This window comes from Streptomyces sp. TOM-9, from assembly GCF_056858595.1.
In genome coordinates this window covers 2,927,882-2,952,517 of sequence record NZ_JBXEQB010000001.1, presented here as the reverse complement: position 1 = coordinate 2,952,517, position 24,636 = coordinate 2,927,882, and the positions used below count along the sequence as shown (strand labels likewise).

At 72.6% G+C, this 24,636-nt stretch carries 17 protein-coding genes; 9 read left to right on the top strand and 8 right to left on the bottom strand.

Going from position 1 to position 24,636, the window contains the following annotated elements; all coding sequences use genetic code 11:
- Positions 1-57: 57 nt before the first annotated feature.
- From AC1VWI_RS13810 to AC1VWI_RS13795, 4 genes are all read left to right on the top strand, one after another.
- Positions 58-1,311, top strand: a complete 1,254-nt coding sequence (locus AC1VWI_RS13810; protein ID WP_499511290.1) for an acetamidase/formamidase family protein — start codon at positions 58-60, stop codon at positions 1,309-1,311.
- Between the two features lie 100 nt (positions 1,312-1,411).
- Complete coding sequence (gene pepN / locus AC1VWI_RS13805; protein ID WP_499511289.1) at positions 1,412-3,937, top strand: aminopeptidase N; 2,526 nt, start codon at positions 1,412-1,414, stop codon at positions 3,935-3,937.
- A 588-nt stretch (positions 3,938-4,525) separates the two neighbouring features.
- Positions 4,526-5,923 (top strand): pyridoxal phosphate-dependent decarboxylase family protein, encoded by a 1,398-nt coding sequence (locus AC1VWI_RS13800; RefSeq protein WP_499511288.1) that lies wholly within the window; start codon positions 4,526-4,528, stop codon positions 5,921-5,923.
- Positions 5,920-7,353 (top strand): lysine N(6)-hydroxylase/L-ornithine N(5)-oxygenase family protein, encoded by a 1,434-nt coding sequence (locus tag AC1VWI_RS13795; RefSeq protein ID WP_499511287.1) that lies wholly within the window; start codon positions 5,920-5,922, stop codon positions 7,351-7,353. The genes AC1VWI_RS13800 and AC1VWI_RS13795 overlap by 4 nt, the downstream gene beginning before the upstream one ends.
- On the opposite strand, the gene AC1VWI_RS13790 is transcribed toward AC1VWI_RS13795, so the two are convergent.
- Genes AC1VWI_RS13790 through AC1VWI_RS13780 form a run of 3 tightly spaced genes read right to left on the bottom strand, consistent with a single transcriptional unit; the run spans position 7,295 to position 10,709 of the window.
- Positions 7,295-8,053, bottom strand: coding sequence for a succinate dehydrogenase/fumarate reductase iron-sulfur subunit (locus tag AC1VWI_RS13790; protein ID WP_499511286.1), 759 nt, complete (start codon positions 8,051-8,053; stop codon positions 7,295-7,297). The genes AC1VWI_RS13795 and AC1VWI_RS13790 overlap by 59 nt on opposite strands.
- On the bottom strand, positions 8,050-9,984 hold the full coding sequence (locus AC1VWI_RS13785) for a fumarate reductase/succinate dehydrogenase flavoprotein subunit (protein ID WP_499511285.1): 1,935 nt from the start codon (positions 9,982-9,984) through the stop codon (positions 8,050-8,052). Before AC1VWI_RS13785 ends, AC1VWI_RS13790 begins: the two co-directional genes overlap by 4 nt.
- A 2-nt stretch (positions 9,985-9,986) precedes the next feature.
- A complete protein-coding gene (locus AC1VWI_RS13780; protein WP_499511284.1) occupies positions 9,987-10,709 on the bottom strand; it encodes a succinate dehydrogenase cytochrome b subunit in 723 nt (240 codons plus the stop codon).
- Positions 10,710-10,800: 91 nt separating this feature from the next.
- Here AC1VWI_RS13780 and AC1VWI_RS13775 point away from each other — a divergent pair, with 91 nt between their 5' ends.
- Complete coding sequence (locus AC1VWI_RS13775) at positions 10,801-11,688, top strand: LysR family transcriptional regulator (protein WP_499511283.1); 888 nt, start codon at positions 10,801-10,803, stop codon at positions 11,686-11,688.
- 128 nt (positions 11,689-11,816) lie between these two features.
- On the opposite strand, the gene AC1VWI_RS13770 is transcribed toward AC1VWI_RS13775, so the two are convergent.
- A complete protein-coding gene (locus AC1VWI_RS13770; RefSeq protein WP_499511282.1) occupies positions 11,817-13,646 on the bottom strand; it encodes a bifunctional metallophosphatase/5'-nucleotidase in 1,830 nt (609 codons plus the stop codon).
- A gap of 174 nt (positions 13,647-13,820) precedes the next feature.
- Here AC1VWI_RS13770 and AC1VWI_RS13765 point away from each other — a divergent pair, with 174 nt between their 5' ends.
- A complete protein-coding gene (locus tag AC1VWI_RS13765; RefSeq protein ID WP_499511281.1) occupies positions 13,821-14,525 on the top strand; it encodes an SIMPL domain-containing protein in 705 nt (234 codons plus the stop codon).
- Positions 14,526-14,664: 139 nt separating this feature from the next.
- Complete coding sequence (gene pyk / locus AC1VWI_RS13760) at positions 14,665-16,104, top strand: pyruvate kinase (protein ID WP_499511280.1); 1,440 nt, start codon at positions 14,665-14,667, stop codon at positions 16,102-16,104.
- On the opposite strand, the gene pgfA is transcribed toward pyk, so the two are convergent.
- The 3 genes from pgfA to AC1VWI_RS13745 all read right to left on the bottom strand — a co-directional run bounded on the left by pgfA (position 16,013) and on the right by AC1VWI_RS13745 (position 18,496).
- Complete coding sequence (pgfA, locus tag AC1VWI_RS13755; RefSeq protein ID WP_499511279.1) at positions 16,013-17,062, bottom strand: cell envelope lipid trafficking protein PgfA; 1,050 nt, start codon at positions 17,060-17,062, stop codon at positions 16,013-16,015. The two genes, pyk and pgfA, sit on opposite strands and share 92 nt — an antisense overlap.
- Before the next feature lie 12 nt (positions 17,063-17,074).
- A complete protein-coding gene (locus tag AC1VWI_RS13750; RefSeq protein ID WP_499511278.1) occupies positions 17,075-17,209 on the bottom strand; it encodes an SPW_0924 family protein in 135 nt (44 codons plus the stop codon).
- A gap of 87 nt (positions 17,210-17,296) precedes the next feature.
- A complete protein-coding gene (locus AC1VWI_RS13745) occupies positions 17,297-18,496 on the bottom strand; it encodes a lytic transglycosylase domain-containing protein (RefSeq protein ID WP_499511277.1) in 1,200 nt (399 codons plus the stop codon).
- 152 nt (positions 18,497-18,648) lie between these two features.
- Between AC1VWI_RS13745 and AC1VWI_RS13740 the strand changes: the two genes are divergently transcribed.
- Positions 18,649-19,539, top strand: coding sequence for a DUF4184 family protein (locus tag AC1VWI_RS13740; RefSeq protein WP_499511276.1), 891 nt, complete (start codon positions 18,649-18,651; stop codon positions 19,537-19,539).
- Here the strand turns inward: AC1VWI_RS13740 and polA are convergent.
- Positions 19,470-22,205: a DNA polymerase I gene (polA, locus tag AC1VWI_RS13735; protein ID WP_499511275.1), complete on the bottom strand. Its 2,736-nt coding sequence runs from the start codon at positions 22,203-22,205 to the stop codon at positions 19,470-19,472. The genes AC1VWI_RS13740 and polA overlap by 70 nt on opposite strands.
- Before the next feature lie 67 nt (positions 22,206-22,272).
- Between polA and AC1VWI_RS13730 the strand changes: the two genes are divergently transcribed.
- A complete protein-coding gene (locus tag AC1VWI_RS13730) occupies positions 22,273-24,582 on the top strand; it encodes an FdhF/YdeP family oxidoreductase (protein WP_499511274.1) in 2,310 nt (769 codons plus the stop codon).
- Positions 24,583-24,636: the final 54 nt, after the last annotated feature.

The following is a 24,636-nucleotide window of genomic DNA, read 5'->3' as shown; positions in this document are numbered from 1 at the left end:
AGCCGGGTCGCCTCGGGCACCCGGGACGCAGGGTCACGGGAGGCCGTGATGTGCTTCGTGCATTCTGGTACCGCAGGCGCCGGCAGCCTGGTGCAGCGGGCCTCCGCAGGACCGGCCGCGGCCGCGCTGTCGGCACTGGCCGCCGGGGGCGGGACGGTCGGCGGCATGGACGTCGCCGGCTCCGGCAGCCCGGACGTGACGACGGGACCGGACGGGGACAAGGTCGTGGACGGGTTCGGCCGGGTGCTGCACAACCGGTGGAACCGGGACCTGCCCCCGGTGACCACGGTGCGGCCGGGCGAGGTCGTCCAACTGCTGTGCCGGGACGCCCTGGACATCGGGGCCGCGGCCCGGACGATGACCCCCGAGGCGACCCTGACCATCGACCTGGGGAAGGTCCATCCGCTCACCGGCGCCATCGAGGTGGAGGGCGCGAAGCCGGGCGACATCCTCGAGGTCGAGGTCCTGGACGTCGCCCCGCTGGTGGACTTCGGCTACGTCGTCGTCAGTCCCGCCCTGGGCCTGTTCGGATCCCTGCGCCCCGAACTGCTCGCCCCGCTCGCCCCCTGGAGCGAGGCCTCCCAGTTCAGCGACCCCACCCCCGGACCGGCCGCCGGTGCCCTGCCGGAGGACCAGCCCCACAACAGCGGCGCCCCGTTCCTCCAGTTGTTCGGCTTCGAGCGCGGCCAGAGCACCGGGTTCGCCACGTTCACCGGCGCCGACACCGGCCGGCAGGCGCGTATCCCCATCGCACCCTTCATGGGGATCATGGGCGTCGCGCCCCTGCGCAAGGGCATGTACCGCACCTTCCCGCCCGATGTCAGCGGCGGAATGGGCGGCAACACCGACATCCGGCAGCTGGTCAAGGGAGCGCGCATACAGATCCCGGTCTACGCCGAGGGCGCGCTGTTCTCCGCCGGGGACGGGCACATGGCGCAAGGCGACGGAGAGGTGACCGGGACGGCCATCGAGACGCTCATGGCGGTCACGCTGCGGTTCGCCGTCATCCCGGACACGGTGATCGCCGGTCCCCGGGCCGTCGTGCCCGCCGCGGACCCGACCCAGCTGGCCATGCCCGAGGAGATGCTCGCCCAGGGTTACTACCAGACGACCGGCACCGGACCGGACCTGATGGAGAACGCGAAGAACGCGGTCCGGGACATGGTCGACTGGCTCGCCGTCGACCAGGGGCTGAGCCTGCACGAGGCCTACACGCTCTGCAGCGTGGCGGGCGACCTGAAGATCAACGAGACGGTGGACCTGCCGTCCTGGCTCGTGTCGATGACCCTTCCGCGCGGCATCTTCACCTGACGGCACGCCGGCCCGGACGCCCGGTCGACCGGCCCGCGCGACCGTGGGTCGCGGCGAACCGCCGTGCGCCGCGGACCGGGCATGGGGCAGCATGAACCGCATGCCTGTTCTCACACGTGCCGAGGCCGAGACCCGCGCCCGGCGGATCGCCGTCCAGCACTACTCCGTCGACCTGGACCTCACCCGCGGCGACGAGGTGTTCGGATCGACCACCGTCATCCGCTTCACCGCGCTCGCCGACGGCGACACCTTCGTCGAGCTGAAGCCCGCCGCGCTGCACGGCGCCGTCCTGGACGGGCGGTCGCTGGACCCCGCGTCCCTGGACGACAACCGGCTGCCGCTCACCGGGCTCGCGGCCGGCCCGCACGAACTGCGGGTCGAGGCGGACATGCGCTACTCCCGCACCGGTGAGGGCATGCACCGCTTCACGGACCCGGCCGACGGCGAGACGTACCTGTACACCCAGCTCTTCCTGGACGACGTGCAGCGCGTCATCGCCGCCTTCGACCAGCCCGACCTCAAGGCGGTCTTCGAGGTCGCCGTGACCGCGCCCCCCGCGTGGACGGTCCTCGGCAACGGCGTCGCCGAGCGCACCGGGGAGGCCGAGGGCCGCTGGCGCGTCGCGGCGACCCCGCCGATCAGCACCTACCTCCTCGCCGTCGCCGCCGGACCCTGGCACTCGGTGCGCACCGAGCACGCGGGCCTGCCGTTCGGGCTGCACTGCCGCCGCTCCCTCGCCCCGTACCTGGACGCCGACGTCGAGGAGCTCTTCGACATCACCCGGCGCTGCTTCGACCGCTACCACGAGCTGTTCGAGGAGCCGTACCCCTTCGACTCCTACGACCAGGCCTTCGTCCCCGAGTTCAACGCGGGCGCGATGGAGAACCCGGGCCTGGTCACCTTCCGCGACGAGATGGTCTTCCGTTCCGCCGTCACCGACACCGAACGGCAGACCCGCGGCATGGTCGTCGCCCACGAGATGGCCCACATGTGGTTCGGCGACCTCGTCACCCTGCGCTGGTGGGACGACATCTGGCTCAACGAGTCCTTCGCCGAGTACATGGGCTACCAGGTGCTCTCCGAGGCCACCCGGTTCACCGGGACGTGGACCGACTTCGCCGTCGCGCGCAAGGGCTGGGGGTACGACGCCGACCAGCGCCCCTCCACGCACCCCGTCGCCCCGGCCCCGGAGGCCGTCCCCGACACCGCCTCGGCGCTGCTCAACTTCGACGGGATCTCCTACGCCAAGGGTGCCTCCGCGCTGCGCCAGCTCGTCACGTGGCTCGGCCGCAAGGACTTCCTCGCCGGCATCAACGACCACTTCGCCCGGCACCGCTTCGGCAACGCCGCCCTCGCCGACTTCATCGACTCCCTCGCCCGCGCCACCGACCGCGACGTCCACGCCTGGGCCGACCGCTGGCTGCGCACCACCGGCGTCGACACGCTCACCCCCGTCCCCGTGGGCGCCGACGGCGGCTGGCAGCTCGACGTCACGCACCAGGGCAGCCGCCCGCACCGCATCGCCGTCGCCGCTTACGACCGCGCCGACGCCGACCCGGCGCAGCTGGTGCTGCGCGAGCGCTTCGAGACCGACGTGCCCGCGGACGGCGAGGCGCCCGGCGCCCGTCCCGGCCCCCGCCCCGACCTGGTGCTCCTCAACGACCAGGACCTGACGTACGCCAAGATCCGCTTCGACGGGCAGTCCTGGGACACCCTGGTCGCCGCGCTGCGCGGCCTGCCGGACCCGCTCAGCCGCGCCCTGGTCTGGAACGCCGCCCGCGACCTCGTCCGGGACGGCGAACTCCCGCCCGCCGCCTACCTCGACGTCGCCCGGGCCCACCTGCCGTACGAGACCGACATCGCCGTCGTGCAGGGCGTGCTCGGCTTCGCCCGGGGGCAGATCGCCGACCGCTACCTCCCCGCGGCCGAACGCCCCGGCGCGCTCGCCACCCTGGAGGCGCTCGCCCGCGACCTGCTCACCCGTCAGGACCCCGGACTGCGGCTGGCCGCGGCCCGCGAGCTCATCGCCGCCACCGCGGACCCCGGCGCCCTGCGCGGCTGGCTCACCGAGGGCACCCTGCCCGGCGGGCCCGCGCTCGACCCCGAACTGCGCTGGCAGATCCTCACCCGGCTCACCGTCCTGGGCGCGGCGTCGGCCGAGGACATCGCGGCCGAACTGGACTCCGACCCCAGCGCCACCGGCCAGGAGGGCGCCGCCCGCTGCCGGGCCGCGCTGCCCGACCCCGAGGCGAAGCGCGACGCCTGGGCGCGGATGTTCGACGGCGACACCCTGTCCAACTACCTCTTCACGGCCACCGCCCAGGGCTTCTGGCAGCCCGAACAGCTCGACCTCGTGCGCGAGTACGTGCCCCGCTTCTTCCCCGCCGCCGTCGCGGTCGCGGCCCGCCGGGGACCCGCACTCGCCGAGGCCGCGGGCCGCTGGGCCTTCCCCGTCCCCGTCGTCGAGCCCGCCGTCCTCGACCTCGGCGAGCAGTGCCTGCGCTCCGGCGACCCCGCCCCGACCCCTGCGCCGACCCCCGCCCCGACCCCCGCCCTGCGCCGCCGCCTCGCCGACCAGCTCGACGACCTGCGCCGCGCGCTCCGCGTCCGCACGGGTTCCGCGTAGCGGGTGCGGGGGGTGCGTCTGCGCGGGCCGGTTGTCGTGTGCGGGTTGTTTGCGCCTGCGGCGGGCGGTCCCCCGCCCGCCCGCCCGATTGCCCGGCGCGGTCAGTGCGGGTCTCGCACCGTGTGCCTGGGTCGGTGCCGCGCCGGCGCACGTCCTCAGCGCTCGCGGTTTACGTCCACATCGTTCGGCGCCCGGGTCCGCCGCTCGTCGCTTCCGGGCGCACCCCGCCACACCCCCTCCCGTGTGTTGGGGCGACTGACGGCCGGTGGGGGGTGAGTGGGGCACTTGCGGCAGCCCCGGACCGCGCTCTCAGCCACCCTCCGGCCGTTGGTCGCCCGCGATAGGGAGGGGGCGGGGGAGGAGGGGGCACCCCCGGCCGAAGGCTGGGGGGAGGGCGGGCGGGGGAGAAACCTCAACCGCAACCACGACGGCGCTGCACACGACAGCTGGGCGAACGCCCCCGTGGGTGCGCCGGGGCGGCGACCGTTCGGGGTGTGGGGGCAACACCCGGGGCGGGGGAGCGTCGTTACGCAGGTCGCCCAGCGCGCACGCGCCGGTGATCCGCGACAACGGAGGGGCGCCGACACCATGCCACCCCATCTCGCCGGAGGCAGTGAAGGGCCGGACCGGCTGCGCCCGTTGGTCGAGGTCGTGCTCGGCGCGCTCGCGGCGGGCGCGGCCGCCCGCAAGGGGCCGCTTCCCGCGGGTGGTCCCGGGGCGGTCGCGCGGCGGGTACGGGAGGTGCTGGGGGAGGCCCTGCCGGAGGACGGCACCGGGGCGGCGGAGGCGCTGCGCGCTCTGGTCGGGGTTGTCGCCGAGGGGGCGGCCGACCCGGCGGACCCGTTGTGCGCCGCCCATCTGCACTGCCCGCCGCTGGGGGCGGCCGTGGCGGCCGACCTGGCCGCGAGCGCGCTCAACCCGTCGATGGACTCCTGGGACCAGGCCCCGGCCGCGACCGCCCTGGAGGCGGAGGTCGCCCACGCGCTGGCCCGTCTGGTCCACCCGGATGCGGCCGCGCCGGACGCGCTGGTCACGACCGGCGGCACGGAGTCCAACCAACTGGCCTTGCTGCTGGCGCGGGAGAGCGCCCAGGGCGTTCCGGGCGGCGTGCGGGTCGTCGCCGGGGCCAACGGCCACCACAGCGTCCCGCGGGCCGCCTGGCTGCTCGGGATGCGCGCTCCCGTCGTCGTGGACACCCCCGGCGGGGTGCTCGACCCGGAGCGGGTGCGGGCCGCGCTCGCCGCGGGCGGGGGGCCGGCCCTGCTGGTCGCCACCGCGGGCACCACGGACTCGGGCGACATCGACCCGCTCCCCGAACTCGCCCGCGTCGCGAGGGAGTACGGCGCGCGTCTGCACGTGGACGCCGCCTACGGCGGGTCGCTGCTGTTCAGCGACCGGGAGGCGGTGAGGCTCACCGGGCTGCGGGAGGCCGACACCGTCACCCTGGACCTGCACAAGCTGGGCTGGCAGCCCGTGGCGGCCGGGGTGCTCGCGGTGCGCGAGGCCGCTCTGCTGCGCCCGCTGGACCACCGCGCCGACTACCTGAACGCCGCCGACGACACCGAGGCCGGCTTCCCCGACCTGCTCGGCCGCTCGCTGCGCACCTCCCGCCGCCCCGACGTGCTGAAAATCGCCGTCACGCTGCGCGCCCTCGGCCGCCGCGGGCTGGGCGGGCTCGTCGAGGCGGTCTGCGACCACGCCCGGTACCTGGCGGACCTGGTGGAGCGGCATCCCGCACTGACCCTGCGGGCCCATCCGGCCGTCAGCACCGTGCTGTTCCGCCCCACCGGCGCCGGCGACGAGGAGGTCGCCGCGATCCGCCGCCGGCTCATGCTCGACGGCCGCGCCGTCCTCGGCCGGGCCCGCGCCGACGGACGGCTCTGGCTCAAGGCCACCCTGCTCAACCCGACCACCACGCCCACCGACCTCGAGGCTCTGCTCACGCTCGTATGCGCGACCCACCAGGAAGGCAGCACCCCCCGATGACCGCCACCGACGACCACGACCCCCACCGGGACCAGCCCTACGACCTGCTCGGCATCGGGATCGGCCCGTGCAACCTGTCCCTGGCCGCCCTCGCCGACGGCGTCCCGTACCTCAGCGCCGCCTTCTACGAGCAGGAGCGCTCCTTCCGCTGGCACCCCGGGCTGCTGCTCGACGACGCCACCCTCCAGGTGCCCTTCCTCGCCGACCTGGTGAGCCTGGTCGACCCCACGAGCCGGTGGAGCTTCCTGAACTACCTCAGGACCCACGAGCGGCTCTACCCCTTCTACTTCGCCGAGCGCTTCCACGCGCACCGCACCGAGTACGACGCCTACTGCCGCTGGGTCGCCGAGTCGCTGCCCAGCACCCGCTTCGGGCACCAGGTCGACACCGTCCGCTGGAACCCCGGGCGCGCCGTCTTCGAGGTGGACCACACCCAGCTCGACGCCGACGGCCAGGCCGAGGCCCTCGGCCGCACGTACGCCCGCAACCTGGTGCTCGGCGTCGGCAGCGCGCCGTACGTGCCCGAGCCGCTGCGGCCGCTCGCCGAGTCGCCCGCCGTCCCCGTCGTGCACTCCGCGCACTACCTGGAGCACCGGGACCGGTTGCTGGCCGCCGAACACGTCACCGTCGTCGGCTCCGGGCAGTCGGGCGCCGAGGTCTTCCTGGACCTGCTGCGCGCCCGGCCCGCCGGGCGTGAACGGCTGACGTGGATCGCCCGCAGCCCCTCGTTCGCCCCGATGGAGTACAGCAAGCTCGGCCTGGAGCAGTTCACCCCCGACTACACGCGGTTCTTCCACGGGCTGTCCGAACCGGTCCGCGACGAGCTCCTGCCCCGGCAGTGGCAGCTGCACCGGGCCATCGACCACGGCACGATCGGCGCCGTCCACGACGAGCTGTACCGCCGCACCCTGGGCGGCGGCTGGCCGGACGCGGTCCTCACCCCCGGCGTGACGGTCCGCACCGCCGGCCGGATGGGCATGGGAGCCGTGGAACTCCACCTGGAGCACGAGCAGCAGGGCACCCGCAGCCGGCTGATCACCAACGCGGTCGTCCTCGCCACCGGCTACCGGGAGCGCTCCCTGGACGCGCTGCTCGCCCCGATCCACCCCTACATCCGCCGTGACGCGGCCGGCCGGCCCCGGATCGACGGGAGCCACCGGCTGGAGCTCGACCCGGTGGTCGAGAGCACCGGCGCGGCCGTCCACGTGCAGAACGCCGAGCGCCACACCCACGGCGTCGGCGCCCCCGACCTGGGGCTGGCCGCGTGGCGCTCGGCGGTCGTCCTCAACGCGGTGACCGGCAAGGAGCCCTACCCGCTGCCCTCCCGTACGGCCTTCACGACCTTCGGGCTCGGCGCGGCCACCAACCCGGTCAGCCCTTGGACCGCGACTTCTCCTTGCGCAAGGCCCGCAGGTATTCGCGGTTCATAGCGGCGATCGACGGCAGCGGGATGCCCTTGGGGCAGGCCGTCGCGCACTCCCCGGTGTTGGTGCAGCCGCCGAAGCCCTGGTCGTCCATGGCGGCGACCATGTCCAGCACCCGGGTCTCGCGCTCGGGCTGCCCCTGGGGCAGCACGTTGAGGTGGTTGACCTTGGCCGAGGTGAACAGCATCGCCGAGCCGTTGGGGCAGGCCGCCACGCACGCGCCGCAGCCGATGCACTCCGCGTGCTCGAAGGCGAAGTCGGCGGCCTCCTTCGGGACGGGCGTGGCGTGCGCCTCGGGGGCGCTGCCGGTCGGCACGGAGATGTAGCCGCCGGCCTGGATCACCCGGTCGAAGGCCGAGCGGTCGACGACCAGGTCCTTGACCACCGGGAAGGCGGCGGCCCGCCACGGCTCGACGTCGACGGTGTCGCCGTCCTTGAAGTGCCGCATGTGCAGCTGGCAGGTGGTGGTCCGCTCCGGGCCGTGCGCCTGCCCGTTGATCACCATGCCGCAGGCGCCGCAGATGCCCTCCCGGCAGTCGTGGTCGAAGGCGACGGGCTCGTCGCCCGCGAGGATCAGCTCCTCGTTGAGGACGTCGAGCATCTCCAGGAACGACATGTCGGGACTGATGTCCTCGACACGGTAGGTGACCATGGCGCCCTCCTCCTCGGAGGACGGCTGGCGCCAGATGCGCAGGGTGAGGTTCACGCGTAGCTCCGCTGGGTGGGGTGTACGTACTCGAAGTCGAGGGCCTCCTTGTGGAGCACCGGGTCCTCGCCGGCGCCGGTGAACTCCCAGGCCGCGGCGTACGAGAAGTCCTCGTCGTCGCGCAGGGCCTCGCCGTCCGGGGTCTGGCTCTCCTCGCGGAAGTGGCCGCCGCAGGACTCGGTGCGGTGCAGGGCGTCCAGGCACATCAGCTCGGCCAGCTCCAGGAAGTCCGCGACCCGGTTGGCCTTCTCCAGCGACTGGTTGAGGTCGTCGCCGCTGCCGGGCACCTTCACCCGGCGCCAGAACTCCTCGCGCAGCGCCGGGATCCGCTCCAGCGCCTTGCGCAGCCCCGACTCGTTGCGGGCCATGCCGCACTCGTCCCACAGGAGCTCGCCGAGCTCGCGGTGGAAGGAGTCCGGGGTGCGGTCGCCGTCCACGGACAGCAGCAGGTTCAGCCGGTCCTCGACGTCGGCGACGGCCTCGGCGACCGCGGGGTGGTCCGGCGTGACGGTCTCGTGCGGGCCGCGCGCCAGGTAGTCGTTGATGGTGGCCGGGAGCACGAAGTAGCCGTCGGCCAGGCCCTGCATCAGGGCGCTGGCGCCGAGCCGGTTGGCGCCGTGGTCGGAGAAGTTGGCCTCGCCGATGGCGAACAGGCCCGGGACCGTGGTCTGCAGGTCGTAGTCGACCCACAGGCCGCCCATCGTGTAGTGCACGGCGGGGTAGATCCGCATGGGCCGGGTGTACGGGTCCTCCGCGGTGATCCGCTCGTACATCTCGAAGAGGTTGCCGTACTTCTCCTCCACCTTGGCGCGGCCCATGCGGGCGATCGCGTCGGCGAAGTCCAGGTAGACGCCCTGGCCGCCGGGGCCGACGCCGCGGCCCTCGTCGCAGACGTTCTTGGCGGCGCGGGAGGCGATGTCGCGGGGCACCAGGTTGCCGAAGGCGGGGTAGATCCGCTCCAGGTAGTAGTCGCGCTCGTCCTCGGGGATCTCGTGCGGCGGACGGTCGTCGCCCTTGGCCTTCGGCACCCAGATGCGGCCGTCGTTGCGCAGCGACTCGCTCATCAGGGTGAGCTTGGACTGGTGGTCGCCGGAGCGCGGGATGCAGGTGGGGTGGATCTGCGTGAAGCAGGGGTTGGCGAAGTACGCGCCGCGCCGGTGCGCCCGCCAGATGGCGGTGGCGTTGGAGCCCTTGGCGTTGGTCGACAGGTAGAAGACGTTGCCGTAGCCGCCGGTCGCCAGCACCACGGCGTCGCCCATGTGCGTCGAGACCTCGCCCGTCACCAGGTCGCGGGCGACGATGCCGCGGGCCTTGCCGTCCACCACGATCAGGTCGAGCATCTCGGTGCGCGGGTGCAGTTCCACGTTGCCCGCGTCGATCTGCCGGGACAGTGCCTGGTAGGCGCCGAGCAGCAGCTGCTGGCCGGTCTGGCCGCGGGCGTAGAAGGTGCGGGAGACCTGGACTCCGCCGAAGGAGCGGGTGTCCAGCAGGCCGCCGTACTCGCGGGCGAAGGGCACGCCCTGGGCCACGCACTGGTCGATGATCTGCACCGACACCTCGGCGAGGCGGTGCACGTTGGACTCGCGGGCGCGGAAGTCGCCGCCCTTGACGGTGTCGTAGAACAGGCGGTGCACGCTGTCACCGTCGTTGCGGTAGTTCTTCGCCGCGTTGATGCCGCCCTGGGCGGCGATCGAGTGCGCCCGGCGCGGTGAGTCCTGGTAGCAGAACTGCACGACGTGGTAGCCCTGTTCGGCCAGCGTCGCCCCCGCGGAGCCGCCCGCCAGACCCGTGCCGACCACGATCACGGTGTGCTTGCGGCGGTTGGCGGGGTTGACCAGCTTCGCCTCGAACCTGCGGCGGTCCCAGCGCTCCGCGATCGGCACGTCCGGCGCTTTGGTGTCGGCGATCGGCTCGCCCAGTCGGTACTCCACGGTCAGTCCACCAATCCGGTCATCACGGAGACGGGTACGACGAGGAAGCCGGCGGTCAGCGCCGCCGCCAGCACGTTCGCCGTGATCTTCAGCGCGCGGTCGCGGCGCTTGTTCACCGCCCCCAGGGTCTGCGCGGCGCTCCAGAAGCCGTGCCTGATGTGCAGGCCGAGGGCGAGCATCGCGACGATGTAGACGACGTCCACCCACCAGATCCGGAAATCGGCCACGATGTTCTCGTAGGGGTGGTGCTCCTTGCCCAGCGGGTTCACGGTGAGCGTGGTCAGGTCCAGGATGTGCCAGACGATGTAGAGGCCCAGGATCACCCCGCCCCAGCGCATCGTCCGGGTCGCGTAGCTCGTCCGCTGCCGCTTGTGCTCGTACTTCGCCGGGCGTGCCTTGATGTCGCGCTTGCTGAGCTGGTAGGCGGCGACGCCGTGCAGCACCACCGCGACCACCAGGCCGGTGCGCTGGATGTACAGGTACCAGCTGTTGTGCAGGGCGGGCTCACCGATGGTGCGCAGCCACGCCGCGTACCCGTTGAACTCCTCGGGACCGAAGAAGATCTTCAGGTTGCCCAGCATGTGCGCGACCAGGAAGAGCAGCATGATCACGCCGGTCCCGGCCATGACCGCCTTCTTGCCCACGGTCGAGCCCCACAGTGCCCGTAGGAGCGACGGGCGGCGGCCCGTACCCGTCGCCCTCGTCCTCGTCGTCGCCAAAGCCATGCGCCCGACGCTAGGTCTGCCTGCCACGAAAGGTCCAAGACATGTTGCGGCTCGTTTCGATAGGTGACACCTATCGCGTTATCGTGCCGATATGCAGCTGCAGCAGCTCGTGTACTTCCTGGCGGTCGCCGACACCCTGCACTTCACCCGCGCCGCCGAACGCGTCCACGTTGCGCAGCCCTCGCTGTCGCAGCAGATCAAGGCCCTGGAGCGAGAGCTGGGCGCGGACCTGTTCAGCCGCGCCCGCGGCAACATCGCGCTGACCGACGCAGGGCAGGCCCTGCTGCCGCTGGCACGCCGCATCATCGCCGACACCGAGACCGCCACCCAGGAGGTCCAGGAGCTGGTGCACCTGCGCCGCGGCCGGGTGCGCCTCGGCGCGACCCCCAGCCTCGCGACCGGCCTGCTGCCGGACGTGCTGCGCGACTTCCACGACCGCTACCCCGGCATCCGGCTGGTCGTCGAGGAGGGCGGCTCACGCGACCTGGTGCGCGAGCTCGCCTCCGGCAGCCTCGACCTCGCCCTGATCGTGCTGCCGCTGCAGAGCCACGACCCCGCCCTGGACGCCACGCCGCTGCTCCACGAGGACCTGGTGGTGGTGACCGCCACCGACGCGCCGCCGCCCTCCGCGGGGCCCACCCTGCGGGTCGCCGACCTCAGGGACCGGCCGCTGGTCATGTTCCGCAGCGGCTACGACCTGCGGGACCTCACCGTCGCCGCGTGCCGGGCGGCGGGTTTCGAACCGCGCTTCGCGATCGAGGGCGGCGAGATGGACGCCGTGCTGGGCTTCGTGGAGGCGGGACTCGGCCCCGCGGTCGTGCCCAGCATGGTCGCCGGACGCCGGCCCAGGCTGCGTACGACGCCCTTCGAGGCCCCCGGGCTGCAGCGCACGGTCGCCCTGGCGCACCGCAAGGACGCCGAGCCCCCGCGCGCCGCCCGGGAACTGCGCCGCGTGCTCCTGGAACACGTACCGGCCTGAGGCCGGGGGTGCCGGCGTCCTCGGCGCACGGCCACCGCGGAACGCCCGGAAGGCATGTGCACAGCCCGCACATGCCCTCCGGTGTACCGGGACCGCTCGGAAGAACGAGCGGAGGAACGATCGAGGAACTAGAAGACCGGGACGCCGCCGCGGGTCAGCTTCCAGTCCTGCGAGCCGAACCGCGCCGGGTCGATGGAGCCGTTCGCCTGCACCCAGGCGATGATGGTGTTCCGGATCTCCTCGGAGTTCGCCCACACCTGCTGCGCCGCGGCGACCGCGGGGAAGTTGCCGCCGCCGTTGGCGCGGTAGTTGTTGACGGCCAGCACGAAGCGGGCCGACTCGTCGATCGGCGCACCCTGGAAGAGCACGTTCGACACCCGCGAACCGGCCGGGCGGGAGATGTCGACGTCGTAGGTGACGCCGCTGACCACGTCGTAGTTGTAGTCGGGCGTGCCGTTCGCGTTCGTCAGCTTCGCGACGTCGACGGGCGCGTCGGGCGCCGTCTGCACGAAGTAGTTCGCGGAGAACTCGATGTACGCCTTGACCTGGGCACCGGTCAGGATCCGGGCCTCCAGGGTGTTCTCGAAGACGTACAGCCCGGCGACGTCGCGGATGGTGACCTGGCCCGCCGGGATGGAGGCCGTGCGCGAGAAGCACGCGGCCTGCGACAGCACCGGCAGGGAAGCGTGCTCGGTCCCGGCGAGCGCCGCCTTGACCGTCTCGGCCTGGACGAAGTTGATGAAGTCGATGATCGGCGTGTCCTTGTAGGGGGACTCCTGCGCCGACATCGCCGCGGCCGACGTGCCGATCACCTGGTTGACGTAACCCACGACCTCCTTGTGCTCGTCCGAGAGCAGCCGGACGATCCGCGGGTCCTCCTCGACCGTGTTGGAGTTGAGGACGGACGCGCCGACGGTGACGACCTCCCACTTCCCCCGGACCAGCTCCAGGTCGAAGTCGAAGACGGTCAGGCGCTGGCCCCACTTCAGCGGCTCGGAGAGCACCACGCCCTGACCGGTCTGCTGGTTGGCCACCACGTACTCGGGGATCTCGGAGTGGGCGTGGCCGACCAGGATCGCGTCGATGCCCGGCACCTGCTCGGCGACCAGCGCCGCCGCGTTCTCGACGTACGGCAGCTGGTCACCGTAGGAGGAGGTGCCGGAGGAGCCGCTGTGGGCCGAGACGACGACCACGTCGGCGCCCATCGCACGCAGCCGCGGCACGTACTTCGCGGCCTGCTCCTCCAGGCCCGGGAAGGTCATCTTGCCCTGCACGTTGGCCTTGTCCCAGATCGCGATGCCGGGGTTGGTCAGGCCCAGGACCGCCACCTTCACGTCCGGGGCGCCGTCCACGCGCAGCCGGTGGAAGGAGTACGGCGCGAAGGCCGGCCGGCCCGTGCGCGCGTCGAGCGCGTTGGCGCCGAGCAGCGGGAAGTCGCACTGTTCCTCGAACTTGCGCAGCACCGGGATGCCGTAGTTGAACTCGTGGTTCCCCAGCGCCGCGGCGTCGTAGCCGATGGCGTTCATGGCCTGCGCCATCGGGTGCACCGGACCGTGCTTGGCGGTGATCGGGTCGATCCTGGCGTAGTAGTACGACAGCTGGGTGCCCTGGATGGTGTCGCCCGCGTCGATCAGCAGGGTGTTGCGGCGGCCCTTGGCCGCGCGCTGCTGCGTGACCAGGGTGGAGATCTTGGCGAGGCCGACGTCGTTGTGCGCCTTGTCGTCGTACTCCGTGTCCGTGAAGTAGTCCCAGTTGAAGACGTTGCCGTGCAGGTCGGTGGTGCCGAGGACGCTGAAGGAGTACTTCTTCGGCCCGTGACCGTGACCGTTCCCGTGCCCGTGGCGGTCCGTGGCCTGGGCCGGAGCCGCGCCGGCCAGGGCGCCCGCCGTGCCGGCCAGCGCGAGGCCCGCGCCGGTGACGGCGGAGCGGTTGAGGAAGTCCCTGCGGTTCAGCGGCATGCGTCGGCTCCTGGTGTCCGGGGGCGCCTCCGGCGGTCGCCGGGGGCGGGATGATGGTCTGCTGGTGGTGTTAACGCGCGTAGATTCTGGCGCACGGGTGCTCCGGGCAACACCCCCGCCAGGTTGCGAACAGATGACTCGTCACGGCGGTACCGGCCTGGCAAGGTGGGACGCATGAGCACAGAACCGGCCAGGACGTACCCGACGCCCGAGACCCCGCACGTGGGGGTGCGGGGCGAGGCGACCCTCGAGGTCGAGCCCGAGCTCGCCCGGATCGCCGTCACCGTCAGCGCCCGCGGCACCGACCGCCGTGCCACGCTGGACGACCTCAGCCGGCGCAACGCGCAGGTGCTCGACCTCGTCAAGGGCTACACCGACGCCGTCGAGAAGCTGGAGACCGGGGCCTTCGTGATCACCCCCGAGCTGCGGGAGCGGGGCCGCGGCGAGCGCGTACGGGCGTACCATGGCAGCGTGCGCGTGGGGGCCACCCTCACCGACTTCACCGCTCTGGGGGAGCTCACCACCCGGCTGGCCGATCTGGAGCTCACCCGTGTCGACGGCCCCTGGTGGTCGCTGCGGCCCGACTCCCCGGCCTACAGCGAGGCCCGCCGGCAGGCCGTGCGCGACGCGGTGCAGCGTGCCCGCGAGTACGCGGAGGCGCTCGGCGCCCGGCTGGTCGCCCTGGTCGAGCTGGCCGACGAGGGGGTGCAGCAGTCGGCGCCCTTCCGGGCCCGTCCTGCGATGCGGACCGCCGCCTTCGCGGCACCAGGCGGCGCCGAGGACACGGCCCAGGCCCTTGACATGGAGCCGGAGCGACAGAACGTGTACGCGCAGGTCACCGCGCACTTCACCATGACGGCGCCCGACCTGTCGGCCTGAGCCCCGCCCCACCGGCGGTGTGCTCATCGGAGCGGGCCCCAGCTCACTTCACCACTTGTCAACAACCGTTAATCAGGCTGACGTTGGACAGTCGCCTTCCACGAGGTACCTACTGTGAAGTAGGTCATAGGCTCGGTCCATGCGCCGAGCAAAAATCGTCTGCACCCTCGGGCCCGCCACCGACGCCTACGACCAGATCAAGGCCCTGGTCGAAGCCGGTATGGACGTCGCCCGCCTGAACATGAGCCATGGTTGCCACGCCGATCACGAGGAGCGTTACCGGCGCGTGCGCAAGGCCGCCGACGAGAGCGGCCGCAGCGTCGGGATCCTCGCGGACCTTCAAGGCCCGAAGATCCGGCTGGGACGCTTCGCGGAGGGCCCCGTACTGCTTGAACGCGGTGACGAGTTCACGATCACCACCGAGGAGATCGAGGGCGACCGGCTGATCTGCGGCACCACGTACAAGGGCCTGGCCGCCGACGTCACGCGTGGTGAGCGGATCCTCGTCGACGACGGCCGCGTCACCCTGGAGGTCACCGGCGTCGAGGGCACCCGGGTCCGCACCCTGTGCATCGAGGGCGGTCTGATCTCCGACAACAAGGGGCTCAACCTGCCCGGTGTCGCCGTCTCCGTGCCCGCCCTGTCCGAGAAGGACGTCGAGGACCTGCGCTGGGCGCTGCGCACCGGTGCCGACATCATCGCGCTGTCCTTCGTCCGCAGCGGCCGCGACGCCGAGGACGTGCTGCGCATCATGCGCGAGGAGGACCGCCGGGTACCCGTCATCGCCAAGATCGAGAAGCCGCAGGCGGTCGACAACCTCGAGGAGATCGTCGCCGCCTTCGACGGGATCATGGTGGCCCGCGGCGACCTCGGCGTGGAGATGCCGCTGGAGGCCGTGCCCATGGTGCAGAAGCGCGCGGTCGCCCTGGCCCGGCGCAACGCCAAGCCGGTGATCGTCGCGACGCAGATGCTGGAGTCGATGATCGCCTCCTCGCGTCCCACCCGCGCCGAGGCCTCGGACGTCGCCAACGCCGTCATGGACGGCGCCGACGCGGTCATGCTCTCCGGCGAGACCAGCGTCGGCAAGCACCCCGTCGAAACGGTCAGGACCATGGGCCGGATCGTCGCCGCCGCCGAGGAGGACATGCTCGCGGCCGGCCTGCCGCCGCTGACCGAGCAGAACAAGCCCCGCACCCAGGGCGGCGCCGTCGCGCGCGCGGCCGCGGAGATGGGCGACTTCCTCGACGCCAAGTACCTGGTGGCCTTCACCCAGTCCGGCGACACCGCCCGGCGGCTCTCCCGGTACCGCTCGCCCATCCCCGTGCTCGCCTTCAGCCCCGAGCCGGCCACCCGCTCGCAGCTCAGCCTCACCTGGGGCGTGGAGACCTTCCTCGGGCCGATGGTGCAGACGACCGACGAGATGGTCGAGCAGGTCGACGAGCAGCTGCTGCGCATCGGCCGCTGCCAGGAGGGCGACGTCGTCGTCATCACGGCGGGCTCGCCGCCCGGCGTTTCGGGGACCACCAACCTCGTGCGCGTGCACCACATCGGCCAGGACGACTCCCCTTCGCCCCGCTGAGGCCGCCGACGCCGCCCGCTGCCGGGCGGCGGCCGCGCGCCTCCAGGACGAGCGCGAGCGACAGCAGCGCGGCGCCCAGCAGGAGCGAGCCCCACGGCAGGTAGGAGGTCATCACCAGCACCACCTGCCGCTGGGACGTCACCAGGGCGACGGTGTGCCGCACGTAGTCCTCGCGCATCTTCACGTGCCCGGCGAACGCGGTGATCGGCTGCTGCTTCCCGTCGGTGAAGCGCATCTCCTCCCGGTGGACCTCCTCCCCGTTGACCGGGGCCCCGGTGACGGGGTCCACCCAGAACATGCGCTTCGTGGTGTACCAGCGCTCCATGCCCATCGCCGCGACGGTCTGCGGGGTGACGCCCTCGACCGGCATCTTCTTGGGCAGCGGGACCTCGGTCCAGGGCACGGTCTGCTCGAAGTAGTAGACCTCCAGGCCGCGGAACTGCCGCGTGCCCCGGTAGTGGATGGGCGCCGAGCTCCGCGCCTGCGCGTCGAAGTAGTAGTAGTCCCGCTTCTCGGTGAGGAAGGGGAACTTGAACTCGACGCCCCGGCGTTCGACGGCATCGCCGTCGACGCTCTCGCCCCCGGCGTGGACGGGCTCCTGCGTGTGCGCGTCGAAGACATACCGCTCGGGGACCTGGGAGACCATCGCGCCGTCCGGGCCCACCACGTAGGCCAGCCCGTCCCACACGACCACGTCCCGGCCGGTGAGCCGGTCGATCCGATGCGCCTCCTCCACGTTGCCCTTCAGGGTCTGCACGATGCTGACCTTCGCGACCTTCTTCGGCCGCATCGTCCCGTAGTCGAGCAGCGTGGCGTCCCGCGCCTCCAGGACGACCGCCTGGTACTGGCCGGCCGGGATCTTCGCCAGCCGGGGGAAGGCGTACCAGCGCACCAGCGGTGACAGCGCGGCGAAGAACACCGCGAGGGAGAGGAGGACCAGGCTTGACCTGCGGCGCATGGGACCGCCCTCCTACGGGTGCGCGGGGACGGTGGTGAGCAGCGGCTCGGGGGACGTGCTGCCGTCCGGCGGACCGACCGCGGACACGAGGAGGACGATCCCGAGCGCGGCGACGAGTCCGATGGCCGCGGCGATGACTGCGCGCATGGCCGTACCTCCAGGTCGTACGGCTACGTCGGCTGGGCCGGTGAACCGTAGCAACCGGGAGTTGAAATGAGAACAGGTTCTACGGCGTCAGTTGGTCGGGCCGGAGGCGGTGGCGCCCTCCGTCTCCGTCGCCGTCGGCGACGGGCTGTCGCCGGGGGAGGCCGTCGCACAGGGGTCGGGCGAACCGGACGGCGACGGGGAGGCCGTGTCGGTGGGGGTCGCCGTGGGCGACGCGGAGTCCGTCGGGCAGGTCGGCGGGTCCGTCGGGCCGGTGGTGGGGCCCGTCGTCGGGGGGTCGGTGGGCGAGGTCGTCGGCGAGGGGCTGCCCGACGGGGGGCCGATCGTGCCGCTGGCGGTCGCGGTCGGCGTGGGCGACTTCGTCGGCCGGGGCGAGGCGCTCATGCTCGGGGACCACGTCGGCGAGGGCGAGCTGGACGGCGCCGTGGAGGACGGCGGGTCGTCGGGGGTGTCGCTGCCCGCGCCGCCCACGTCAGGGAGGGAGACGACGTCGCCCTCGCGGAAGTGGTCGTACCAGGACAGGACCGTGTTCAGGTACGCCGTCGAGTTGTTGTAGCCCAGGATCGCGCGGTGGAGGTCGTGCTCGACGGACAGGTCGCGGTTGCCCGCGCACAGGTAGCGGCCGGCGGCGAGCGCCGCGTCGAATATGTTGTTCGGGTTGGTGACGCCGTCGTCGTTGCCGTCCGCGCCCCAGGTCTGCCAGGTCGACGGGATGAACTGCATCGGGCCGACCGCACGGTCGTGGACCTTGTCCCCGTCCCAGACGCCGTCGTCGGTGTCGGTTATGTTCGCGAAGCCGTTGCCGTTGAGGACCGGGCCCAGGATGGGGGAGAGCGTGGTGCCCGCGGAGTCGACGTTGCCGCCGCGCGCCTGGTTGGACTCGACCTGGCCGATCGCGGCCAGCAGCTCCCAGCGCAGGTTGCACCCGGGGTCGCTCGCGGCGAGCGCCGTCTCGGCCCTGCGGTAGGCCTCCAGCACCGACACCGGCAGGCCGGTGCCGTCGGTCGTGCCGGTCCCCGGCCCGGTGCCCGGGGTGGCGGAGGTGCCGGGAGCGGGTGTGTTGAGCGGCGGGAGACCGGTGAAGTACTCCGACGAGTTGCCGTCGATGGGGTCGCCGGGCGGGGGTACGATCGGGGCGCCTGCGCTGGTGTTGAGGATGCCCGGCAGCAGTCCGGGGGCCTGGGAACCCGTCAGCGCCGCCATGGCCGCGGCGGCCACCGCGGTGCCCGCGACTCCCCTGCGGATCCGCCGTCCGTACCGCGCTCGCATACCCGCTGCCCCTCCCGAAAGCCGTGTGTCGCCCGTCTCCCTGCGTGGCAACCCTGGTGACCCTACGGCAACTTCCCGAACGGAGCCACCGTCCCGGACGTCGCATACTGATCAGACAGATGTGTTCCGGAAGAGGTTGCATGCCGTTCACGATGAGTCATGCGTTGGCAGTGCTGCCGGGTCTGCGGCAGGACCGCGCCGGCACCGTACGGGGACGCGGCCCGCTCGTCGCGGCCGCCCTCGTCGCCGGCTCCTTCGCCCCCGACGTGCCGTTCTTCGCCGATTCGCTGGTGCGGGGCCTCTTCGGCTTCGGGCAGGTCACCCACGCCCCGCTGGGCGTCGCCCTCGTGGACCCGGTCATCGCCGCCGGGCTCGTGGGCGGCTGGGCGGTGCTGCGCGGCCCCCTCGTGGCGCTGCTGCCCGAGCACCGGCAGGCCGGGATCGCCGCCCTGGCCGGCGTCGGCGACCGCATGCGGCCCTCGCCACGCACGGTCGCGGCCTTCTGGGCGTCGGCCGTGGCCGGGGCGACCACCCACGTGGTCTGGGACGCCTTCACCCACCCCGGGCGGTGGGGCGTGCGCCTGCTGCCCGTGCTCGACCACGAGGTGCACGGCACGGCCCTGCACAAGTACGTCCAGTACGGAAGCTCGGCCGTGGCGCTGGCCCTGCTGGGCTGGTACGGGCTGCGCGCCCTGAGGGCCGTGCCCGGTACGGCCGAAAAGCGCCCCTCCTCCGTGCCCCGGCTCTCGCGCCGGGCCCGGCGGCTCGCCCTGACCGCCCTCGGCGTCACCACGGCCGCCGGAGCGGCCGTACGCGCGGAGCAGTGGTACGGGGCGACCGGCGACGCCGCCGGGATGATCCCGGCCGGCCTCTTCGGCGCCGGGGCAGGGCTCGCCCTGGCCGCCGCGACCTGCGCCGGCGCGGTGCACCTCACGCACCGCGCCGCCCGCCGCGACGGCCCGGGGACCGGCGGTCAGTGGGCCGCCGACTCCCAGTCAGGACCGACGCCCACGGAGACGTCCAGCGGCGCCCGCAACGGGTAGGCGGCGGCCATCTCGCGGCGGACCAGCTCCTCCACCGCGGCCCGCTCGCCCGGGGCGACCTCGACCACGATTTCGTCGTGCACCTGCAGCAGCATCCGGGAGCGCAGCCCCTCCCGCGCCAGCGCCGCGTCCACCTTCAGCATCGCGATCTTGACGATGTCGGCGGCCGAGCCCTGGATCGGCGCGTTGAGCGCCATCCGCTCGGCCATCTCGCGGCGCTGACGGTTGTCGCTGGTGAGGTCGGGAAGGTAGCGGCGGCGGCCCATCAAGGTCTCGGTGTAACCCGTGACCCGGGCCTCCTCCACCACGCGCTGCAGATAGTCCCGCACGCCGCCGAACCGCTCGAAGTACGTCTCCATCAGGCCGCGCGCCTCGGCCGCCTCGATGCCCAGTTGCTGCGACAGGCCGAAGGCCGACAGCCCGTACGCCAGCCCGTAGGACATCGCCTTGATCTTGCGGCGCATCTCGGCGTCCACCTGCTCCGGCGGCACAGAGAAGACGTAGCTGCCGACCGTGGTGTGCAGGTCCTCGCCGGAGTCGAAGGCCGCGATCAGCCCCTCGTCCTCCGAAAGGTGGGCCATCACGCGCAGTTCGATCTGGCTGTAGTCGGCGGTCAGCAGCGACTCGTAGCCCTCTCCGACCACGAAGCCGCGGCGGATCGCCCGGCCCTCGTCGGTGCGCACCGGCACGTTCTGCAGGTTGGGGTCGGTCGAGGACAGCCGGCCCGTGGCCGCCACGATCTGGCTGAACGTGGTGTGGATCCGCCCGTCGGGAGCGATCGTCTTGACCAGCCCCTCGACCGTCACCCGCAGCTTCGCCTGCTCCCGGTGACGCAGCATGATCACCGGCAGCTCGTGCTCGGTCTGCGCCGCCAGCCACGCCAGCGCGTCCGCGTCGGTGGTGTAACCCGTCTTGGTCTTCTTCGTCTTGGGCAGCCCCAGCTCGCCGAAGAGCACCTCCTGCAGCTGCTTGGGGGAGCCCAGGTTGAACTCGTGCCCGACCGCGGCGTGCGCCTCCTTCACGGCGAGCTGCACCTCGCCCGCGAACCGCTGCTCCAGGCGCTCCAGATGCTCGCGGTCCGCCGCGATGCCCGCCCGCTCCATCCGCGCCAGCAGCGTGGAGGTCGGCAGCTCCACCTCGCGCAGCAGCCGCAGCGCGCCGTCCTGCTCCAGCCGCGCGGCGAACGCGTCGCCCAGGTCCAGCACGGCGCGCGCCTGCACCATCAGGGCGTCCGCCTCGGCCTCTTCGTCGGCGCCGAAGGCCAACTGGCCGTCCTCGCCGCCCGCGGGGGCCAGCTCCCGCCCCAGGTACTCCACCGACAGGTCGTCCAGCGCGAACGAGCGGCGGCCGGGCTTGACCAGGTACGCGGCCAGCGCCGTGCACATCGTGACCCCGTCCACGCTCCAGCCGTGCTCGGCGAAGACCCGCATCACGTTCTTGGCGTTGTGCAGCACCTTCGGCCGGGCGGCGTCCGCCAGCCACGCCGCGAAGGCCTGCTCGTCCTTCTCGTCCAGCGCCGACGGGTCGAACCACGCCGCCGGGCCCTCCGCCGTCGCCAGCGCCACCTCGGACACGCTGCCCGCGCCCAGCGCCCACGCGTCGACCGTCGCCACGCCCAGCGGCCCGCCGGCGTGCTCCACCAGCCAAGCCGCCAGCTCGCCCGCGGCCAGCACGCGGCCCTCGACGGCCACACCGCCGGCGACCTCCGGCGTGCCCTGCTCCGCGGCACCCGGGTCGGCCGCGTACAGCCGCTCCCGGAAGTTGGGGTGGCGGAACTCCAGGGTGTCCAGCACCACGTCGAGCGCGTCCCGGTCGTACGCCTGCCGTGCCAGCTGCTCCGGCCCGCAGGGCAGCTCCACGTCCCGCACCAGCTCCGTCAGCCGGCGGTTCAGCTTCACCGACTCCAGGTGGGCGCGCAGGTTCTCGCCCGCCTTGCCCTTCACCTCGTCCGCGCGGTCCGCGAGCTCCGCGAACGAGCCGAACTGGGTGATCCACTTGGCGGCGGTCTTCTCCCCGACGCCCGGGATGCCGGGCAGGTTGTCCGACGGGTCGCCGCGCAGCGCCGCGAAGTCCGGGTACTGCGCGGGGGTCAGCCCGTACTTCTCCTCGACCTTCGCCGGGGTGAACCGCGTCAGCTCGGAGACACCCTTCGTCGGGTACAGCACCGTGACGTGGTCCGAGACGAGCTGGAAGGAGTCGCGGTCGCCGGTGACGATCAGCACCTCGTACCCCAGCGCCTCCGCCTGCGTGGCCAGCGTGGCGATCACGTCGTCCGCCTCGTAACCCTCCGTGGCGAATCGCTGCACCTTCATCGTGTCCAGCAGCTCGCCGATCAGCGTCACCTGGCTGCGGAACTCGTCCGGCGTCGCGGACCGGGTCGCCTTGTACTCCGGGAACTCCTCCAGACGCCACGTGCGCCGCGAGACGTCGAACGCCACCGCCAGATGCGTCGGCCGTTCGTCACGCAGCGTGTTCGCCAGCATCGACGCGAAGCCGTACACCGCGTTCGTCGGCTGCCCGGTGGTGGTGTTGAAGTTCTCCACCGGCAGCGCGTAGAAGGCCCGGTACGCCAGCGAATGCCCGTCCAGCAGGAGCAACCGGGGCCGCTCACCCCCCTGGGGTGCGGTGCCGGTCGCTGCGTTCGTCTTCTCTGCCTTGGCTGCCACGTCCCCGATCCTCCCACGCCCGACCGACACTGCCGGTCCGCCGCCTTGTCGTGGCAGGATCGAAGCCATGGCAGGCAAAGCACCCGCAGGCGACCCCGTCCAGGACGCACCCGAGGTCAGCGCCCCGCAGCACGCCGCTGCCGGGCTCACGGCCATCGGGCACACCCTGCGCATCGCGCAGCAGCAGATGGGGGTGCGACGCACCGCGCTCACCCTCCTCAAGGTCAACCAGAAGGACGGCTTCGACTGCCCCGGCTGCGCCTGGCCCGAGCCCGAGCACCGGCACACCGCCGAGTTCTGCGAGAACGGCGCCAAGGCTGTCGCCGAGGAGGCCACCCTGCGCCGGGTCACCCCGGACTTCTTCGCCGCGCACCCCGTCGCCGACCTCGCCCGGCGCAGCGGCTACTGGCTGGGCCAGCAGGGCCGCCTCACCCAGCCCATGTACCTGCCGGACGGCGCCGACCACTACGAGCCCGTCCCCTGGGAACGCGCCTTCGAGATCGTCGCCGACGAGCTGAACGGCCTGACGGGCCCCGACGAGGCCGTGTTCTACACCTCGGGCCGCACCAGCAACGAGGCCGCCTTCCTCTACCAGCTCTTCGCCCGGGAGTTCGGCACCAACAACCTGCCCGACTGCTCCAACATGTGCCACGAGTCGTCGGGCTCCGCGCTCGCGCAGACCATAGGCATCGGCAAGGGCAGCGTCCTGCTCGAGGACCTCTACCGCGCCGACCTGATCATCGTCGCCGGGCAGAACCCCGGCACCAACCACCCCCGCATGCTCTCCGCCCTGGAGAAGGCGAAGGCGAGCGGCGCGAAGATCGTCACGGTCAACCCGCTGCCCGAGGCCGGCCTGCAGCGCTTCAAGAACCCGCAGACCCCCAAGGGCCTGGCCGGCGGCGGCACCGCGCTCGCCGACCTCTTCCTGCAGATCCGGCTCGGCGGTGACCAGGCCCTGTTCCGCGCCCTCAACAAGGCGCTCCTGGAGGCCGAGGACCAGGCGCCCGGCACCGTCCTCGACCAGGCCTTCATCGACGGCCACACCCACGGCTTCCAGGAGTGTGCCGCCGCCGCCCGCGCCACCGACCCCGACGAGGTGCTGCGCGCCACCGGCCTGCCCCAGTCCGAGATCGACGAACTCCTCGCCATGGTGCTCGGCGCCAAGAGCGTCATCGTCTGCTGGGCCATGGGCCTCACCCAGCACAAGCACTCCGTGCCCACCATCAAGGAGGTCGTCAACTTCCTCCTCCTGCGCGGCAATATCGGCCGCCCCGGCGCCGGCGTGTGCCCCGTCCGCGGCCACAGCAACGTCCAGGGCGACCGCACCATGGGCATCTACGAGAAGCCCGCCCCCGCCTTCCTCGACGCCCTGGAGAAGGAGTTCGGCTTCGCCCCGCCCCGCGAGCACGGCCTGGACACCGTCGCCGCCATCCGCGCCCTGCGCGACGGCGACGCCAAGGTCTTCTTCGCCATGGGCGGCAACTTCGTCGCCGCCTCACCCGACACGGACGTCACCGAGGCCGCCATGCGCCGCGCCCGCCTCACCGTGCACGTGTCCACCAAGCTCAACCGCTCCCACGTGGTCACCGGCGCCCGCGCCCTGATCCTGCCCACCCTGGGCCGCACCGAGCGGGACGTCCAGGCCGCCGGCGAGCAGTTCGTCACCGTCGAGGACTCCATGGGCATGGTGCACGCCTCCCGCGGCGGCCTGGAACCCGCGAGCCCCCTGCTGCTGTCCGAGCCGGCCATCGTCTGCCGCCTCGCCGCCGCCGTCCTCGGCCCGGACAGCCGCGTGCCCTGGCAGGAGCTCGAGGGCGACTACGACCGGATCCGCGACCGCATATCCCGCGTGATCCCCGGCTTCGACGACTTCAACGTCAAGGTGCGCCGCCCCGGCGGCTTCACCCTCCCGCACGCCCCGCGCGACTCCCGCAGCTTCCCCACCGCCACCGGGCTGGCCAACTTCACCGCCGCCCCCCTGGAGTACCCCCGGGTCCCCGAGGGCCGGCTGCTGCTGCAGACGCTGCGCTCGCACGACCAGTACAACACCACCATCTACGGCCTCGACGACCGCTACCGCGGCATCAAGGGCGGCCGCCGCGTCGTCCTGGTCCACCCCGACGACGCCGCCGCCCTCGGCTTCGCCGACGGCGCCTACACCGACCTCGTCAGCGAGTGGACGGACGGCACGGAACGCCGCGCCGAGGGCTTCCGGGTGGTCCACTACCCGACGGCCCGCGGCTGCGCCGCCGCCTACTACCCGGAGACCAACGTGCTGGTCCCGCTCGACCACACCGCCGACACCAGCAACACCCCGGCGTCCAAGTCCGTCGTCGTCCGGCTGGAACAGACCACCCCGCCCGGCGGTCCCCACTGACCGTCCGGTAGAAAACGGGCCAGTACACCGAACGACGACGATCGGAGCCACCGT

Coding starts and splice junctions, on each gene's coding strand:
- AC1VWI_RS13795 (WP_499511287.1), top strand. CDS start 5,920: ATGACCGCCACCGACGACCACGACCCCCACCGGGACCAGCCCTACGAC.
- AC1VWI_RS13770 (WP_499511282.1), bottom strand. CDS start 13,646: ATGCCGCTGAACCGCAGGGACTTCCTCAACCGCTCCGCCGTCACCGGC.
- AC1VWI_RS13775 (WP_499511283.1), top strand. CDS start 10,801: ATGCAGCTGCAGCAGCTCGTGTACTTCCTGGCGGTCGCCGACACCCTG.
- pgfA (WP_499511279.1), bottom strand. CDS start 17,062: ATGCGCCGCAGGTCAAGCCTGGTCCTCCTCTCCCTCGCGGTGTTCTTC.
- AC1VWI_RS13780 (WP_499511284.1), bottom strand. CDS start 10,709: ATGGCTTTGGCGACGACGAGGACGAGGGCGACGGGTACGGGCCGCCGC.
- AC1VWI_RS13730 (WP_499511274.1), top strand. CDS start 22,273: ATGGCAGGCAAAGCACCCGCAGGCGACCCCGTCCAGGACGCACCCGAG.
- AC1VWI_RS13800 (WP_499511288.1), top strand. CDS start 4,526: ATGCCACCCCATCTCGCCGGAGGCAGTGAAGGGCCGGACCGGCTGCGC.
- AC1VWI_RS13750 (WP_499511278.1), bottom strand. CDS start 17,209: ATGCGCGCAGTCATCGCCGCGGCCATCGGACTCGTCGCCGCGCTCGGG.
- pyk (WP_499511280.1), top strand. CDS start 14,665: ATGCGCCGAGCAAAAATCGTCTGCACCCTCGGGCCCGCCACCGACGCC.
- AC1VWI_RS13740 (WP_499511276.1), top strand. CDS start 18,649: ATGAGTCATGCGTTGGCAGTGCTGCCGGGTCTGCGGCAGGACCGCGCC.
- pepN (WP_499511289.1), top strand. CDS start 1,412: ATGCCTGTTCTCACACGTGCCGAGGCCGAGACCCGCGCCCGGCGGATC.
- AC1VWI_RS13745 (WP_499511277.1), bottom strand. CDS start 18,496: ATGCGAGCGCGGTACGGACGGCGGATCCGCAGGGGAGTCGCGGGCACC.
- AC1VWI_RS13765 (WP_499511281.1), top strand. CDS start 13,821: ATGAGCACAGAACCGGCCAGGACGTACCCGACGCCCGAGACCCCGCAC.